Source organism: Salinirubrum litoreum (assembly GCF_020567425.1).
Lineage (GTDB): Archaea > Halobacteriota > Halobacteria > Halobacteriales > Haloferacaceae > Salinirubrum > Salinirubrum litoreum.
The window spans coordinates 1,128,683-1,143,012 of the sequence record NZ_JAJCVJ010000002.1 but is presented as its reverse complement, the minus strand read 5'-3'; the positions used below and the strand labels follow the sequence as shown (position 1 = coordinate 1,143,012).

The following is a 14,330-nucleotide window of genomic DNA, read 5'->3' as shown; positions in this document are numbered from 1 at the left end:
AGCACAACAGCCCGCGACAGCACAGCAACCCGCGACAGCACCACTACTCGATCTAGCGCACCGACCAGCGGACCCGCACCCGCGACCGCACTGCGACAGCAACCGCGACGGCGACAGCAACCGCGACGGCGACAGCAACCGCGCCTCGGTCCTCCCCAACCTCGCGGGGCGCACGAGAGCGCCCCGCTCCCTCGCGCGCGTCAGTCGCGCGCGCCGTCTCGTAAGTAAGGGCGTACGCTCCATTCGTCACCCGTAGAGGCGCACGCTCCACTCGTCACCCCCCGGATTCGACAGGATGCACACCGACCAGTCCACCTCCCCAGTCTGCGACCGCGCCAACCCGGTAGACATCACAGTCGCCACAGCGTTCATACCCCCACACGACGACCACGGAGTATGCGCTTCTACGACGCCGTCGCCGACCTGTCGCTCACCGTCGACGACTACGACCTCGCGCGCCGGAGCGCGGACACCTCTTCGGGCTTCGAGCGCGTGACGACCGTGTTCGCGCTCCACGGCGCGGGCGAGACCGGCCGAGGCGAGGACGTGACCTACGACACCGAGGACCACGACGCACTCCAGTCGGCCGACGACCCACTCGACCTCGCCGGCGACTACACGTTCGACGAGTTCTCGGCGATGCTGGACGACGCCGATCTGTTCCCGACGAAGGAACCGGAACGCGAGACCGGCCACCACTACCGCCGGTGGGGCCTCGAGAGCGCCGCACTCGACCTCGCACTCCGCCAGAACGACACGCACCTCGCCGCAGTCGTGAGCCGAGAGCGTGATCCGGTCCGGTTCGCGGTCTCGACGCGACTGGGCGACCCGCCGTCGACCGACCGGGTCCACGACCTGCTCGACGCCTACCCCGACTCGGAGTTCAAACTCGACCCGACGAGCGACTGGACCGACGACATCGTGGCCGACCTCGCCGCCCTCGACCGGGTGCGCATCCTCGATCTGAAGGGCCAGTACCACGGCACGACCGTCGATCAGGAGGCCGACCCCGACCTCTACCGCCGGGTCGTCGAGGGGTTCCCCGAAGCCATCGTCGAGGACCCGGCGTTGACCGACGAGACCGACCCGGTGCTGGCGGACGCCCACGACCGTATCTCGTGGGACGCGCCGATCACCGGCATCGAGAGCATCGAGACCCTGCCGTTCGAGCCCGATGTGCTGAACGTCAAGCCCTCGCGGTTCGGCACCGTCGAGTCGGTGCTCGACAGCATCGCGTACTGTCTGGACCGCGACGTGCAACTCTACGGCGGCGGGCAGTTCGAGTTGGACTGCGGCCGGGACCACATCCAACTGCTCGCCAGTGTCTTCTACCCGGACGGCCCGAACGACGTGGCTCCCTCGGGGTACAACGATCCGGAGGTGCAGTCGGGGCTGCCGACCAGTCCGCTCCGCCCCGGCGACGACCCGGTCGGACTCTCCTTCTGAGGGCTGTCGCCCGGTGTGACCGCCGTGGGGGAACCGGAGAAATCGGCCGCAGCCGACGCTTTCGGTGGCTTCAAGCCGCCCCTGACCGACGCCCGTGGTATGTCCGGGACGACCGACCTCCGCGCGACCGCCGTGGGCTTCGCCGCCGCCCTCGTCGTGTTCGCGCTGTTGTTCCTGCTCGCGGGGGTCGACAGACTCGTCGACACGCTCGTCCGGGCCGACCTCCGACTGGTCGGTGCGGTCGTGGTCGTCACGCTCGGCTGGCTGTTCGCGTGGTCCGGCGCGCTCCGGACCGTACTGGACGTGCTGGGCGTGGAAACGACCGTCCGCCAGTCATTCCTCATCTTCGCGGGCGCGATGTTCTCGAACAACATCACGCCGTTCGGCCAGGCGGGCGGGGAGCCGGTCACGGCCCTGCTGATCTCCGAGTCGACCGACGCGGAGTACGAGACCGGCCTCGCGGCCATCGCCAGCGTCGACACGCTGAACTTCGTCCCCTCGATCTCCTTCGCGCTGGTCGGCATCGGCTACTTCGCCACGACCGCGACGCTGAACCCCGACCTGGAACTCGGTCTCGCGCTGGTGGTCGTGCTCGCGGTCGTCGTCCCCGGCGCGATCTACTACGCCTGGAACCGTCGGTACGAACTCGAACACCGTGCCGTCCAGCGACTCACGCCGCTCATCCAGCGCGTCGGCGGCTGGATTCCGCGCGTCACGGTTCCCGACGCCGACGGCATCGAACGCCGGATCGGGCGCTTCTTCCAGGCCATCGAGCGTGTCGCCACGAACCCACGAGGGTTGGCGCTCGCACTCGGCCTGTCCGCACTCGGCTGGTTCCTCCAGTCGCTGGGGCTGTGGATCGCCTTCCAGGCGATCGGCTCCTCGGTGCCCTTCTACGTCGCGCTGTTTGCCGTGCCGATCGGTGCCATCGCCGGCGCGACACCCCTGCCGGGCGGTGCCGGCGGCATCGAGGCGGTGCTGATCGGACTCCTGCAGGCGTTCCCCGGGATCGGGATCGCCCCGGCGACTGCGGCCGTGATCATCTTCCGCGGGTCTGTCTACTGGGTCCCGACCGCGATCGGCGGGGTCGTGATGAGCGTCGTCGGCGCGCGGCGGGGTACGTCGGGGTAGCCGGTCGGGAGGGAAGCGGCGCCGTGGAGACGCGAGCGAACCGCCGACTCCGACCGTGTGCAGAACCCACGCGGACGCCCCCAATACGATGCTTTTAAACGCCGCAGGACTGAATCCGTACCCATGCCTACGCTCTACGACGTTCCGGCGGACGCCCTCATCGAGGCCGTCGCCGAGGAACTCGACGGTCGCATCGAGCAGCCCGACTGGGCGCAGTACACGAAGACCGGCGTGGACCGAGAGCTCCCGCCGCAGGACGACGACTTCTGGTTCGTTCGCTCCGCGAGTCTCCTCCGGAAGGTCGCGAAGAGCGGTCCCATCGGCGTCGAGCGACTCGCCACGGAGTACGGCGGGTCGAAGAAGGGCTCCACGCGCTACCGGGTCGCACAGGCCAAGCAGTCCGCCGGCAGCAAGAAGATCATCCGCGTCGCACTCCAGCAGCTCGAAGAGGAGGGTCTCGTCGAGACCGCACAGGGTGAGGGCCGCCGCATCACCGCCGAGGGGCGCAGTCTCCTCGACAGCATCGCCGGCGACGTGATCGACGACCTCGACCGCGACGACCTGCAGAAGTACGCCTGAGTCCGTCCGTTTTCGTCTTTCTCTCTCTGTCCCGGTAGCCGGGCGTCCGTCGGACTCTGCCGTCCGAAATCGTTTTGCGTTTCACGCCGGAATAGGCGCACATGAGCGGGAACCCCGACGACGAACGCCTCGAAGAACTGCGCGAACAGAAGATGCAGGAGATGCGCGAGCAGGCCGAGTCGGGCGGCGGGCAGGCCGACGCCGAGGCCCAGCAGGCCGCCCAAGAGCAGGCCGAAGCCCAGAAAGAGGCCCTGCTGAAGCAGTATCTCACCGACGGGGCGCGCCAGCGACTCAACGCCGTCCAGATGTCGAAGCCCGACTTCGCCGAGCAGGTGGAACGCCAGATCGTCGCGCTGGCACAGAGCGGGCGCATCCAGGACCGGATCGACGAGGACCAGATGAAGGCGCTCCTGAAGGAACTCAAGCCGGACTCGAAGAGCTTCAACATCCGCCGCCGGTAGATGGATCTGGCGCTCCTCTACAGCGGCGGGAAGGACTCGACGCTCTCGGCGCTCCTGCTCGATACGTTCTACGACGTGACGCTCGTCACGGCCCACTTCGACGTGACGAACGACTGGGAACACGCCCGCAGGGCCGCCGAGACGCTGGGGTACGACTTCCAGACGGTCGAACTCGACCACGAGGTGGCTCGCTCGGCCGTCGAGCGGATGCACGCCGACGGCTACCCCCGCAACGGCATCCAGCAGGTCCACGAGCACGCACTGGAGTCGGTCGCGGAACTGGACGTGACCGCCATCGCGGACGGGACGCGCCGGGACGACCGGGTGCCGACCGTCTCGCGGGCACAGGCCCAGAGTCTCGAAGACCGCCACGACGTGGACTACCTCGCGCCCCTCTCGGGGTTCGGTCGGCGCGCGGTGGATCGACTGGTCGAGCAGCGACTGGACGTCGAGACCGGCCCGAGCGCGGAGGTGCCGAAGGCCGACTACGAGGGTGAACTTCGGGTGCTGCTCGCCGACGAGTTCGGCCAGCAGGCGGTCGACGAGGTGTTCCCCGACCACCACCAGACGTACGTCCACGGCCTTCGGGACTGACCGCCGTGTACGTGGGTGGCTCGGTCGTCGGGAGTTCGGTCGGGTCGGTCGTCGACACCGAGAGGTGAGACCCCTCGACCCACGTGACTGGTGTCGGATGCTAGCGTTGTCGCGGGTGGCGGGTGCTGGCGCTGTCGTGGGTGACGGAGAGAGTACTGCCGCCGTTGCGGTACTGTCCCCGCCGAGCACACGGGCAGAGGTCGCGTCACGACACGCCGTCCGTTTCACTTCCACCCCGCTTCACGAAGCCTTATCAGCGAAACCGTCCAAAATCCACCTCACTACCGAATGGCGACTCAGGACGAAGTCCCCTACGTCGATCACCCGCTGCTCGTTCCCGACTTCATCGAGCGCCGCCTCTACCAGATCCGACTCGCCGGCACCGCCCGCGACTCGGACACGCTGGTCTGTCTTCCCACGGGTCTCGGCAAGACGACCGTCTCGCTGCTCGTCACGGCCGAACGCCTGCAGGAGGTCGGCGGGAAGTCGCTGTTTCTCGCGCCTACGAAACCGCTCGTGCAACAGCACGCCGACTTCTACCGCGAGGCGCTCTCCGTCCCGGACGACGACATCGTCGTCTTCACCGGGGAGGTTCGGCCGGACGACCGCGCCGAACTGTGGGAGTCGGCGCAGATCGTCATCGCCACCCCACAGGTCGTCGAGAACGACCTCGTCGGCAACCGCATCTCGCTGCGGGACGTGACCCACCTGACCTTCGACGAGTGCCACCGTGCGACCGGCGACTACGCCTACGTCTACATCGCCGAGCGCTACCACGCCGACGCCGCCGACCCCCTCGTGACCGGGATGTCCGCCTCCCCCGGCGGCGACGAGGAGGCCATCCTCGAAGTCTGTGCGAACCTCGGGATCGACGAGGTGGCGGTGATGACCGAGGACGACGCCGACGTCGACGAGTACACCTACGACACCGACGTCGAGTGGGAGCGCATCGACCTCCCCGACGAAGTGCTGGCGATCCGGGACGCGCTCAACGAGGTGATCACGGACCGACTGGAGAAGCTGAAGTCGCTCGGGATCACCAACCGCACCAGTCCGGACCTCTCGCAGAAAGACCTCAACGAGATGCGCGGACAGCTCCAGCGCATGATGAACAACGACCAGTCGAAGGGCTACAAGGGGATGTCCACCCACGCCGAGATCATGAAACTCCGGCGGGCCGTCGAACTGGTCGAGACCCAGTCCGTCGAGGCGCTCCGCCGGTACTTCGAGCGCCAGCGCAACGCCGCGCGCTCCTCGGGCGCCTCGAAAGCCTCCCAGCGACTCGTCTCCGAACCCAAGGTGCGAGAGGCGATGCGGAAGGCCGAATCCTTCGACGGCATCCACCCGAAGTTCTCGAAGACGCGCATCCTGCTGGCCGAGACGCTCGGCATCGAGGCGGGCGAGCGCGTCATCGTCTTCACCGAGTCGCGCGACACCGCCGAGGCGCTGACCGACTTCCTCTCGGAGAGCTTCGACGTCCGGCGGTTCGTCGGCCAGGGCGACAAGGAGGGATCGGACGGGATGACCCAGAAAGAACAGCAGGAGACCTTAGACGCCTTCCGGAACGGGGAGTTCGAAGTCCTCGTCTCCACCTCGGTCGCGGAAGAGGGACTGGACGTGCCGGAGGTGGATCTGGTGTTGTTCTTCGAGCCAGTCCCGACCGCGATCCGCTCGATCCAGCGCAAGGGCCGGACCGGCCGCCAGACCGAGGGACGAGTGGCCGTCCTCCTCGCCGAAGACACCCGCGACGAGGCGTTCTTCTGGATCTCCCGTCGGCGCGAACAGGAGATGGAAGACGAACTGAACGCCCTGAAGAGCGCGGCCGACGAGATCGAGGAGGAACTGGACGACAGCCAGCAGTCCCTGGACGCCTTCGACGCGAACGGCGACAGTAGCTCCGGAGGCGGTGGAACCGCCACTGCCAGCGCCGACGCCGCCGGTACCGACGCCGCGACGAACGGGAGCGGCGACACCGGGGGCCAACCCGGCCTGACGGACTTCGCCGAGCAGTCGACCGATCCCGAACCGACCGACGCTTCCGACGACCCGGCGACCGACGACATGGACGACCCGGCGACGACCGACGAGGCGTCGGCGTCAGCCGACGCCGAGGAGGGAGTCGTCGCTCGCGCCGAATCGGACGAGGACGGCACGGTCGAACTCGTCATCGACCAGCGCGAACTCGACTCCACCATCGCGCGGGACCTCTCGACCCGCGAGAACCTGACGACGCGACTGGAGACGCTCGCGGTGGGCGACTACGTCTGCTCCGACCGCGTGGCGGTCGAGCGCAAGTCGGTCTCGGACTTCCTCGACACGCTCACCGGCGGGGACCGGTCGCTGTTCGAGCAGATCGGCGACCTCTCGCGGGCCTACGCCCGGCCCATCCTCCTGCTGGAAGGCGAGGGGCTGTACGAGGAGCGCAACGTCCACCCGAACGCGATCCGGGGCGCGCTCTCCTCGCTGGCGGTCGACTTCGGCGTCTCCGTGCTCCGGACGACCGACGAGGCCGACACCGCCGACATGCTGGAGGTACTCGCCCGGCGGGAACAGGAGACCTCTGACCGCTCCGTGCAGGTCCACGGCGAGAAGTCCTCGAAGACGCTGGCCGAACAGCAGGAGTACGTCGTCTCCGCCATCGCGGACATCGGCCCCGTCACGGCGCGGGCGCTGCTGGAGGAGTTCGGCACCGTCGAGGCGGTGATGACCGCGAGAGAAGACGACCTGCTCGAAGTCTCGGGCGTCGGCCAGGTGACGGCCGACCGGATTCGCGAGGTCGTCGGGAGCGACTACGAGCGGTGAGCGTGAGCGGGGGCCGCGCGTGAACGCTCAGGGGATGATCGTCACCGGCGTCGTCTCGGCACGGACGACGGTCTCGGCCGCGCTACCCAGAATCGCCCGCTCGATGGCCCCGGAGCCGTGGTGGCCCATCACCACGTGGTCGTAGCCGCGTTCGGAGACCAGCGAGACGATCGCCTTCCCGACGCGTCCGGCGGTTCGGACGCCCACGTCGGTCTCGACGACGACCTCGGGGTCGGCCTCGACACCGGCCTCGGCGAGTATCTCGCGGGCGTGTTCGATCACCTGTTCGGTCGCGGAGGTCCTGCTGTCGGTGAAGTGGACGACGTGGAGGTCGGCGTCGTACCGGTCGGCGAAGTCACACGCGAACCGAAGCGCCCGGTCGCTGCAGTCGGAGCCGTCGGTGGGAACGAGAACCTGCATACCGGAAGCGCGTGCGAATCGAGCTTAACTTATCGGGTGTGATCCAGCGCCGCCAGCGTCTCGGCGGCCTCGTGAGCGACCGACAGCAGTTCCTTCGCCCGCCGGGGGTCGTCGGCCGACTCGGCCTCGCGGCTGTACCGGGTCACCGTCCGGACCAGCGAGGCACGGGCCGTGTCGAGGTCGGCAGTGTCGCCGGCCAGCGGGGCGGGCTGTGGCTCCGCTGTCTCGCTCCCCGGTGTCGGCGACTCCGCCGGCGGAGTCGCCTGCTGTGGGTCGGGGGTCGCCGTCGGCCGCTGGTGGTCGGCGGTCGACGGCTGTGGCTGGTCGACGGGCGTCTGCGTGCGGCGGTCGGCGGGCGTCGCCCCCGCCTCGTCGGGACTCGCAGGTTCGACCGGCACCGAGGCGTCGTCGGCCGCCCGGTTCGCCGTCCCGTCGGTCGCGTCGGTCGCCTGAGCCGTCGAGTCGGTCGCCGACTCCACAGACGACGCCTCCGTGTCGGGGGCGTCCTGCACCGAGTCGGGCCCGCCGTCCACGCTCGCGTTCTGGCAGGTCGGGCAGAACTCCTGGCCCTGGTACCGGAAGATGGGGTCGCCACAGGTGTCGCAGTGGCGGTTCGTCATCGTCGCTCCCTTCAACAGGAGTTCGCTCATGCGCTGTGTCGTCTTGCGTTTCTCGTTGTCACGCTCGAACTTCTCGCGGAGTTCTTCGCGTGCGGCCTCCCGGTCGAAGTCGCTCATACCCGGTCGGACGGGCTTGGCGTCGAAAAGTCTCACGACGCGGGCGACCGAGCGGTCGGCTCTCGCGGCTTTTAAACCCACGCCGGTCGTTCGGGGGAGCATGGTCGGGGCACGACAGCGGTTCGCCCTCGCGGACACCGCCCAGCAGATCGTCGGCGGGTTCCTGCTCGCCGGCCCGTTCGTCGTCACCGAGGAGGTGTGGGTGCTCGCGCGGAGCATGTCGGCGACACAGGGGGTGATCACCGCCCTCATCGTCTTCGCCATCGGCTACGGCGCGCTCTACAAGGCCGACAACCGCGACCCGGACCGGGAACGCGAGGTCGGTGGGGTTCCGCTGCGCTTCATCTCCCTGATCCTCGTCTCGTACCTCTCGGTCGTCATCCTCGCGCTGGCGTTCGACGCCCCCGGGACCTTTCTGGCGGGGCTGGGTGCCGGGGACCCCGCGCTGTCGCTCCCGGGAGGCGTCGTCCTCAGCGGCGCGACCGTCGCCGTGACGGCGGTGACGCTGAAGGCGACGAGCGTCGGCGCGGTGTTCAGCGTCATCGGCGCGGCGACCGCAGACAGTCTGTTCTGAGTCCGAACTTCGGTCGCAGTGACGGCGTCACTTCAGGGTCGCGTACGTGAGGGTTCCGACCGCGACGAGTTGGAGCGCCCGGAGGACCAGCACCGCCTGCTGGACGTGGGGGTCGCCGGAGTAGAGACTCTGCATCGTGAAGAAGAAGTACAGCGCCAGCGCGTTCTCGACGAGCATGGCGACCGCGAACGCCAGCAGACCGAGGACGAGCGTCGTCCGGAACCGCCGGTAGTTCCGGGCCCACACTGCGGTGAGGGCGAGCAGACAGACGAGGTTCACGCCCGCGAGCAGCGCGGCGAGTTGGATCTGTGCCTGCATCACTCCTCCACCTGCCCGGCGATGTCCTCGAAGGTGTCCCGGTAGCGTTCGAACCGATCCGTCAGGAAGTAGAGTTTGGCGTAGTCGGCCTCGCCCGCCTCCACGACGTCGTGTTCGGCGAGCATGTCGAGGTGGTGTCTGACCGTCTTGTAGCTCACGTCGAGTTCCTCCGCGAGTCTGTTGGCGTTCATCGGTCGGTCGGAGAGGGTTCTGACGATGCGCACCCGGTTGTAGCCGCCGCGTGTCGCCGTGAACAGATACCAGAGTGCCTTCTCCATCGAACCCGTCCCGTCGAGTGGTCACGCCGGGCACACGTAAACGTTCAGTTCGACGGTGTATCGGAGACACGGTCGTCGGTCGGGACTGGTGGGCCGGCGGTGACCGCGCGATCCACGACAGCCCCGCAGTCTTAAGTTCGTCCGGTCGGTGCTTGCTGTATGGATTACGAACTCGCCATCGAGAACGGCCCGGCGACGATTCCGGGCGGCACCGGACTGCTGTTGTTGCACCCGAGCATCGGCGAGACCGACCGCATCGACACGGACTTCCTGAAGACCGACACCGACGCCTTCCTCGTCATCTCCACCAGAACGACCGCCCGCGAGGTCGAACAGAAACTCGACCACTACGAGGTCGACGAGTCCCGTGCCGTGATCCTCGACACGCTCTCGGTCGAGCGCGGCTACTCGCGGCGTGGGTCGGCGAACGTCCACTACGTCTCCTCGCCGGACGACCTCAACGGCATCCTCAAACAGACCGAGGCGTTCCTCGACAGCCACGACGGAAAACTCCGGGTCAGCGTCGACTCGCTGACCGAGATGGCCTACTACGCCGACGTGGAGAGCACGCTCGACGCCGCCGCCGGTCTCCTGGAACTCCTCGACGAACACGACGCCGTCGGGCTGTTCCACCTCTCGAACGAGGTCCACGACGACGAGACCATCGACCGGTTCCGCGCCCTGTTCGACGGCATCGTCACCCTCGACGTAGACGGGAGCGTCACCGTCGAGACGAACTGACGGAAGACGACCACCGGTCGCCGCGAGGCATTTTTATACCCCGCCGACACCGGGCGACGGTGCGCGTGAGTGACTGACACACAGCCACACGGCCGGGCGCGACGGGCGACGAACGAACCGCTCGGCACGGCCGGGAGTCGTCGGCCCGCAGCGAGTATCGGTCGGCCCAGTCCCCTGCCGTGTGCGGCACGCTTAAGTATCCCCGACTGCTTGTGGTAAATGACGCTTCGCTTGGAGGGCCGAAGCGTCAGCGGGGACCAATTCAGGGCGGCAAGCAGTCCGCCGGGCTGTTCCCGGCGGGTGCTTACCCCTTTTGTGACACTCGATTCGTGAGCCCCGGCTTTCGGTATCGGCAAGAGTTGTGGATTCGAAACGGTCTGTTCCTCGGTGGCCGAGCACGTCCCGAGTGGCGTCGAGACGAGGACACACGGCGCAGTTCGCGGGCTCATTCCGACCGTCACCGTCTGTCGTCCCCGGTCCAACCGTCGGGGGGTCACCGTGTACCGTCCCCGGTACAACCACCGGGAGTTCACCGTGTACCGTCCCCGGTACAACCACCGGGAGTTCACCGTGTACCGTCCCCGGTACAACCACCGGGAGTTCACCGTGTACCGTCCCCGGTACAACCACCGGGAGTTCACCGTGTACCGTCCCCAGTACAACCGCCGGGAGTTCACCGTGTGTCGTACTCGGTACAACTGCCGGGACGTGTGTTCACGTTGTGAACACAGTATTTAATTCTCTCGGTTACTTTATAAAGTGTTATACCACGGACGACCCGACGTGGAGTCGATGCCCACCCAGCCAGAACCCGGAGAGATACTGACCGTGGCGATCCGTCGCCGGGAGTTGCTGGCTGTGCTCCGGGAGGGACCGACGAGCGTGGGCGACCTGCAGACACGGGTGGAGACCGCCCGGTCGACGGTCTACCGGGCGGTGCGACGCCTCACGTCGCTCGGCCTGGTCGCGGAGACCGACGCCGGTGTGCAGTTGACCGTCTTCGGGCGTCTGGTCGCCGCCCGTACCGAGCGGACGGTCGACCGGGTGAGAGAGTTCTGTGACGCCGAGCCACAACTCGCCCGACTCCCGGCGAGTCTGCCGGTTCCGGCCGAGGTGGTTCGGGGTGCCGAGGTCGTCACCGCCGAACCACACGACACCGACAGACCGGCCGAGGCGTACCTGTCGACCGTCACGGAGGCCGACCGGGTCGTCGCGGCCACGCCGGTCGCACGCGGGCGATTCGTCCGCACCCTCCGCGAGGCAGTTCTCGACGACCGCATCGACGCCAGCATCGTCACCGAGTCGGAACTCGTCGAGTACCTGCTCTCGACGTACCGCGAGACGCTGACCGGCGTGTTGGACGCCGACAACCTCGCTCTCTACGAGACGGACGCGGACATCCAGTTCGAGTTCGCGGTCGCCAGCGAACCACGCGAGTTCCTCGCGGTGAACCTCTACGACGGCCGTGGCTACCACCGCGCGTTCCTCAGAAACGACAGCCAGACTGCGGTCGCGTGGGGGCGAGACCGCTACGAGACGCTGAGAGCCGACGCGACCCGACTCTCCTAACCGTCTGTCGGCGGGTTCCGGACCAGGCCGTCGAACATGGCGAGACCGGCCACGAGGGAACTCCCGACGCTCGCCGGGAGCAGCGAGACGGGCGAGAGTACCCACGCCAGCCCACCAGAGAGCAACGCGGCTCCGACGACGAACAGGAGGAGGTCGAACCGGGTCGGGACACCGGCGGGGAACGGGTTCATCGTTCGTAATTAGATGTAATTAGCCAGGCCCGAAAAGCTTGTGACTCGGTCGAACGTTGACAGGTCCTCGCGCGCGGGCCCAGGGCGAACAGCTATGCGACTCGGGGCGATACGACCCGATAGTGAGTCGGACCGACGGTGGGACGCAGACGCCGACGCCCGCGACCCCGCGCCGAGCGACGGGACGCCGGAGTCGCGTCGCCCCGCGACTGGCGGTGACCCTGCTCAGCCTCCTCCTGGCGGCCGTCGTCTGCTGGAACCCGAACACCGGTGGCCTCTCGCCGTACCCGCACTACGCGGTGGCGCTGGCGACGTACCCACTCCTCTTTCGGACGGTCCTCGGCGTCGACCTCCGCGTTCGGGAGCGACTGCTGGTGACGACCGCACTCGTGCTCCACCCCCTCGCCGTGCTGTACGGTGTCTACCGCGCTGTCTGGTGGTTCGACCTCCTGACGCACTTCCTCTCGGCGGTCGTCGTCGCCGCCATCGGACTGACCGTCCTGCTCGCGGTCGAACGCGACCGGGCCTGGACACTGACGTCCCGGATGCTGTCCGTCTCGACGGTCGTGGTCGTCCTCGTCGCGGGCGTCGGCTGGGAGATCTACGAGTTCTACGAGGTACGGTTCCTCGTCACCGGGTTCGACGACACGCTCGGTGACCTCCTGTTCGACCTGCTCGGCGGCCTGTTCGTCGTCCGGTACGGCCGGGACTACCTCGACCCGGTCTCGGCGGACGTGGCGGGCCACTGGCGTCGGCTCCGGGCCGCGAGTCCGGTGTGAGTCTGCGGGTCGGTGGTGTCGCGGGCCGCTCCCCGCACCACGCTCAAGCCGTCGGCGCGCGTAGGCAGGCTATGGACTGGCTCGGCAGTGGTCCCGCCGTCGCCGGCTTCCTCCTCGTCGGCTGCGTGGCGGTCGCACACGGCTACCGGACGCGGGACACGACGTGGGCGGCGACGACCGCGCTCCGCTGGCTCCTCGCCGGGTTGCTGGTCGTCGACCTCTCGGTGCTCACCGTCGACGGACTGCGGACGCTGGCCACCGGCGGACTGCTCCCCGTCGTCGTCCCGTTCTACCCGCACTACGTCGCGGTCGTGCTGTTGCACCCGCTGCTGCTGTCGACGCTGTTCGGGGTCGACCTCACCGCCCGGCAGTCGCTGTGGATCACGCTCACGCTGTTTCTCCACCCCTTCGGCGTCGCCTACGGCGTCTACGACGCGATCTGGTGGTTCGACCACCTGACGCACTTCCTCTCGGCGACACTGGTCGGGAGCATCGCCTACGTCGCCGGCCGAGCGTACCAGTTGTCGACCGACAGACCCGCACGTCACGGTCGACTCGTCGCACTCGCACTCGTGGCGGTCGTCGCCGGCGGCCTGTTCTGGGAGGCCTACGAGATATTCGAGGGGCGGTACAGCCTCTACGGGTTCGAGATCTGGAAGTCACCGCTCGTCGTGTACGGACCGGGCGACACGTTCTGGGACCTCGTGTTCAACCTGTTCGGCTGGCTGACGGTCGCACTGTTCGGGCGGCGGGCGCTGGAAGCGTCGGCGCGCGGTGTCGCCCGACAGTTCGCGTGGCGGCCGCGCGACTGGTCGGTCGGGGCCTCGAAGAAATCCTGATCGGCGGGCCGAGCGTCGGGGACTCGTCGGTCGGCTCGCTCACTCCTCCGGTGCGAGCAACCCCTCCAGCCGCGTCCGCCGCGATTCGAGTTCGGTGAGCAGTTCGTCGCCGTCGGCACGCCCGACACCCGTCGGGCCGTCTGCGGTCTCCCCCGGCATACGAATCGGTTGTCACACCGACACTACTTGGTAAGTAACAGATTAATTCACGCTCGCCGGCTTAGTGACCGATTAATACGGTTCACGGACCGTGAAACGGCCGAATCGAGAACCGAGGAGAGTGAGCGTCGCCGCGTGCGAGAGAGGGTTCAGCCGACGCTCACGAGTGTTCGGTCGGCTGAATGCGAGGGAAGGGATTCGAACCCTCGGACCCCTACGGGAGCGGGTCTTAAGCCCGCCGCTTTTGGCCAGGCTCAGCCACCCTCGCGCGGTCTGGAGTACCGCCGTGTGTAGGAAATCGGTTTCGGTCGCCCGCCGACGGGGGGAGACTGCTCACCAGTCGACGCTGAGTGTCCCGTCGCCGTGTGGGTCGGGCGCGATCTCCTCGTCGGTCCGGCGGTCGACGACGTGGATGACGCCCGCGTCCTTCTTCGCCGGGCAGACCTCTGCGGCCCGGACGTTGTGATCGAGTTCGTCCTCGCCGAAGTAGTAGGTCCGTGGTTTGGCGAGTCCACTGGCGATGTCCATCTCCCAGTTCGCGGAGACCTCGGCGCACTTGCCCGCCCCGAAGCACTTGTTCGCCTCGAAGATGATCTTGTAGGGCTTCGCCTCGATCGGGGGTGCGTCGGCCTCCGAACCGATCTCGCTCGGCTTCGGCGTGTCCGAGTCGCTCATCGTCGGATCGTCGGGACCGAGACGACTTTCGTCTGTC

At 67.9% G+C, this 14,330-nt stretch carries 18 protein-coding genes and 1 tRNA gene; 12 read left to right on the top strand and 7 right to left on the bottom strand.

The genetic code is table 11. The features are described 5' to 3' along the window. Nucleotides 1-396 precede the first annotated feature (396 nt). The 6 genes from LI337_RS14285 to LI337_RS14260 all read left to right on the top strand — a co-directional run bounded on the left by LI337_RS14285 (nucleotide 397) and on the right by LI337_RS14260 (nucleotide 7,013). Complete coding sequence (locus LI337_RS14285) at nucleotides 397-1,446, top strand: enolase-like domain-containing protein (protein ID WP_227230541.1); 1,050 nt, start codon at nucleotides 397-399, stop codon at nucleotides 1,444-1,446. Nucleotides 1,447-1,545: 99 nt separating this feature from the next. Further along, entirely contained in the window at nucleotides 1,546-2,577 is a 1,032-nt protein-coding gene (locus tag LI337_RS14280) for a lysylphosphatidylglycerol synthase transmembrane domain-containing protein (RefSeq protein WP_227230539.1), read from the top strand. A gap of 123 nt (nucleotides 2,578-2,700) precedes the next feature. Then, nucleotides 2,701-3,156 (top strand): 30S ribosomal protein S19e, encoded by a 456-nt coding sequence (locus LI337_RS14275; RefSeq protein ID WP_227230538.1) that lies wholly within the window; start codon nucleotides 2,701-2,703, stop codon nucleotides 3,154-3,156. A 101-nt stretch (nucleotides 3,157-3,257) separates the two neighbouring features. Beyond that, on the top strand, nucleotides 3,258-3,617 hold the full coding sequence (locus tag LI337_RS14270) for a DNA-binding protein (RefSeq protein ID WP_227230536.1): 360 nt from the start codon (nucleotides 3,258-3,260) through the stop codon (nucleotides 3,615-3,617). Beyond that, nucleotides 3,618-4,211, top strand: a complete 594-nt coding sequence (locus LI337_RS14265) for a DUF7411 family protein (RefSeq protein ID WP_227230535.1) — start codon at nucleotides 3,618-3,620, stop codon at nucleotides 4,209-4,211. Between the two features lie 288 nt (nucleotides 4,212-4,499). Continuing rightward, on the top strand, nucleotides 4,500-7,013 hold the full coding sequence (locus LI337_RS14260; protein WP_227230533.1) for a DEAD/DEAH box helicase: 2,514 nt from the start codon (nucleotides 4,500-4,502) through the stop codon (nucleotides 7,011-7,013). Between the two features lie 27 nt (nucleotides 7,014-7,040). Here the strand turns inward: LI337_RS14260 and LI337_RS14255 are convergent, their stop codons facing one another. Beyond that, entirely contained in the window at nucleotides 7,041-7,433 is a 393-nt protein-coding gene (locus LI337_RS14255) for a universal stress protein (protein ID WP_227230532.1), read from the bottom strand. Between the two features lie 29 nt (nucleotides 7,434-7,462). Beyond that, nucleotides 7,463-8,170: an Sjogren's syndrome/scleroderma autoantigen 1 family protein gene (locus tag LI337_RS14250; protein WP_227230530.1), complete on the bottom strand. Its 708-nt coding sequence runs from the start codon at nucleotides 8,168-8,170 to the stop codon at nucleotides 7,463-7,465. 100 nt (nucleotides 8,171-8,270) lie between these two features. Here LI337_RS14250 and LI337_RS14245 point away from each other — a divergent pair, with 100 nt between their 5' ends. Beyond that, nucleotides 8,271-8,744 (top strand): DUF2391 family protein, encoded by a 474-nt coding sequence (locus tag LI337_RS14245; RefSeq protein ID WP_227230528.1) that lies wholly within the window; start codon nucleotides 8,271-8,273, stop codon nucleotides 8,742-8,744. 27 nt (nucleotides 8,745-8,771) lie between these two features. Here the strand turns inward: LI337_RS14245 and LI337_RS14240 are convergent, their stop codons facing one another. Further along, complete coding sequence (locus tag LI337_RS14240; RefSeq protein WP_227230527.1) at nucleotides 8,772-9,062, bottom strand: DUF8036 family membrane protein; 291 nt, start codon at nucleotides 9,060-9,062, stop codon at nucleotides 8,772-8,774. Then, entirely contained in the window at nucleotides 9,062-9,340 is a 279-nt protein-coding gene (locus tag LI337_RS14235; protein ID WP_227230526.1) for a winged helix-turn-helix domain-containing protein, read from the bottom strand. The genes LI337_RS14240 and LI337_RS14235 overlap by 1 nt, the downstream gene beginning before the upstream one ends. Before the next feature lie 159 nt (nucleotides 9,341-9,499). Between LI337_RS14235 and LI337_RS14230 the strand changes: the two genes are divergently transcribed. The 3 genes from LI337_RS14230 to LI337_RS14220 all read left to right on the top strand — a co-directional run bounded on the left by LI337_RS14230 (nucleotide 9,500) and on the right by LI337_RS14220 (nucleotide 11,650). Further along, a complete protein-coding gene (locus tag LI337_RS14230; protein WP_227230524.1) occupies nucleotides 9,500-10,081 on the top strand; it encodes a DUF7090 family protein in 582 nt (193 codons plus the stop codon). A gap of 387 nt (nucleotides 10,082-10,468) precedes the next feature. Continuing rightward, on the top strand, nucleotides 10,469-10,819 hold the full coding sequence (locus tag LI337_RS14225; RefSeq protein WP_227230523.1) for a hypothetical protein: 351 nt from the start codon (nucleotides 10,469-10,471) through the stop codon (nucleotides 10,817-10,819). A gap of 54 nt (nucleotides 10,820-10,873) precedes the next feature. Further along, complete coding sequence (locus tag LI337_RS14220) at nucleotides 10,874-11,650, top strand: helix-turn-helix transcriptional regulator (protein ID WP_227230521.1); 777 nt, start codon at nucleotides 10,874-10,876, stop codon at nucleotides 11,648-11,650. On the opposite strand, the gene LI337_RS14215 is transcribed toward LI337_RS14220, so the two are convergent. Then, entirely contained in the window at nucleotides 11,647-11,841 is a 195-nt protein-coding gene (locus LI337_RS14215) for a DUF8015 family protein (protein WP_227230520.1), read from the bottom strand. The two genes, LI337_RS14220 and LI337_RS14215, sit on opposite strands and share 4 nt — an antisense overlap. Before the next feature lie 122 nt (nucleotides 11,842-11,963). Between LI337_RS14215 and LI337_RS14210 the strand changes: the two genes are divergently transcribed. Together LI337_RS14210 and LI337_RS14205 are read left to right on the top strand one after the other, a co-directional pair. Continuing rightward, nucleotides 11,964-12,620 carry a DUF2238 domain-containing protein gene (locus LI337_RS14210; protein WP_227230519.1) on the top strand — a complete coding sequence of 219 codons (657 nt, stop codon included), beginning with the start codon at nucleotides 11,964-11,966 and terminating at the stop codon, nucleotides 12,618-12,620. 71 nt (nucleotides 12,621-12,691) lie between these two features. After that, nucleotides 12,692-13,459 carry a DUF2238 domain-containing protein gene (locus tag LI337_RS14205; protein WP_227230518.1) on the top strand — a complete coding sequence of 256 codons (768 nt, stop codon included), beginning with the start codon at nucleotides 12,692-12,694 and terminating at the stop codon, nucleotides 13,457-13,459. Between the two features lie 342 nt (nucleotides 13,460-13,801). Here the strand turns inward: LI337_RS14205 and LI337_RS14200 are convergent. After that, nucleotides 13,802-13,886 (bottom strand) — tRNA-Leu (locus LI337_RS14200). Nucleotides 13,887-13,951: 65 nt separating this feature from the next. Then, complete coding sequence (locus LI337_RS14195) at nucleotides 13,952-14,293, bottom strand: ferredoxin (protein ID WP_227230517.1); 342 nt, start codon at nucleotides 14,291-14,293, stop codon at nucleotides 13,952-13,954. Nucleotides 14,294-14,330 lie beyond the last annotated feature (37 nt).

Coding starts and splice junctions, on each gene's coding strand:
- LI337_RS14195 (WP_227230517.1), bottom strand. CDS start 14,293: ATGAGCGACTCGGACACGCCGAAGCCGAGCGAGATCGGTTCGGAGGCC.
- LI337_RS14250 (WP_227230530.1), bottom strand. CDS start 8,170: ATGAGCGACTTCGACCGGGAGGCCGCACGCGAAGAACTCCGCGAGAAG.
- LI337_RS14240 (WP_227230527.1), bottom strand. CDS start 9,062: ATGCAGGCACAGATCCAACTCGCCGCGCTGCTCGCGGGCGTGAACCTC.
- LI337_RS14205 (WP_227230518.1), top strand. CDS start 12,692: ATGGACTGGCTCGGCAGTGGTCCCGCCGTCGCCGGCTTCCTCCTCGTC.
- LI337_RS14275 (WP_227230538.1), top strand. CDS start 2,701: ATGCCTACGCTCTACGACGTTCCGGCGGACGCCCTCATCGAGGCCGTC.
- LI337_RS14265 (WP_227230535.1), top strand. CDS start 3,618: ATGGATCTGGCGCTCCTCTACAGCGGCGGGAAGGACTCGACGCTCTCG.
- LI337_RS14235 (WP_227230526.1), bottom strand. CDS start 9,340: ATGGAGAAGGCACTCTGGTATCTGTTCACGGCGACACGCGGCGGCTAC.
- LI337_RS14260 (WP_227230533.1), top strand. CDS start 4,500: ATGGCGACTCAGGACGAAGTCCCCTACGTCGATCACCCGCTGCTCGTT.
- LI337_RS14245 (WP_227230528.1), top strand. CDS start 8,271: ATGGTCGGGGCACGACAGCGGTTCGCCCTCGCGGACACCGCCCAGCAG.
- LI337_RS14215 (WP_227230520.1), bottom strand. CDS start 11,841: ATGAACCCGTTCCCCGCCGGTGTCCCGACCCGGTTCGACCTCCTCCTG.
- LI337_RS14285 (WP_227230541.1), top strand. CDS start 397: ATGCGCTTCTACGACGCCGTCGCCGACCTGTCGCTCACCGTCGACGAC.
- LI337_RS14220 (WP_227230521.1), top strand. CDS start 10,874: ATGCCCACCCAGCCAGAACCCGGAGAGATACTGACCGTGGCGATCCGT.
- LI337_RS14270 (WP_227230536.1), top strand. CDS start 3,258: ATGAGCGGGAACCCCGACGACGAACGCCTCGAAGAACTGCGCGAACAG.
- LI337_RS14255 (WP_227230532.1), bottom strand. CDS start 7,433: ATGCAGGTTCTCGTTCCCACCGACGGCTCCGACTGCAGCGACCGGGCG.
- LI337_RS14230 (WP_227230524.1), top strand. CDS start 9,500: ATGGATTACGAACTCGCCATCGAGAACGGCCCGGCGACGATTCCGGGC.
- LI337_RS14280 (WP_227230539.1), top strand. CDS start 1,546: ATGTCCGGGACGACCGACCTCCGCGCGACCGCCGTGGGCTTCGCCGCC.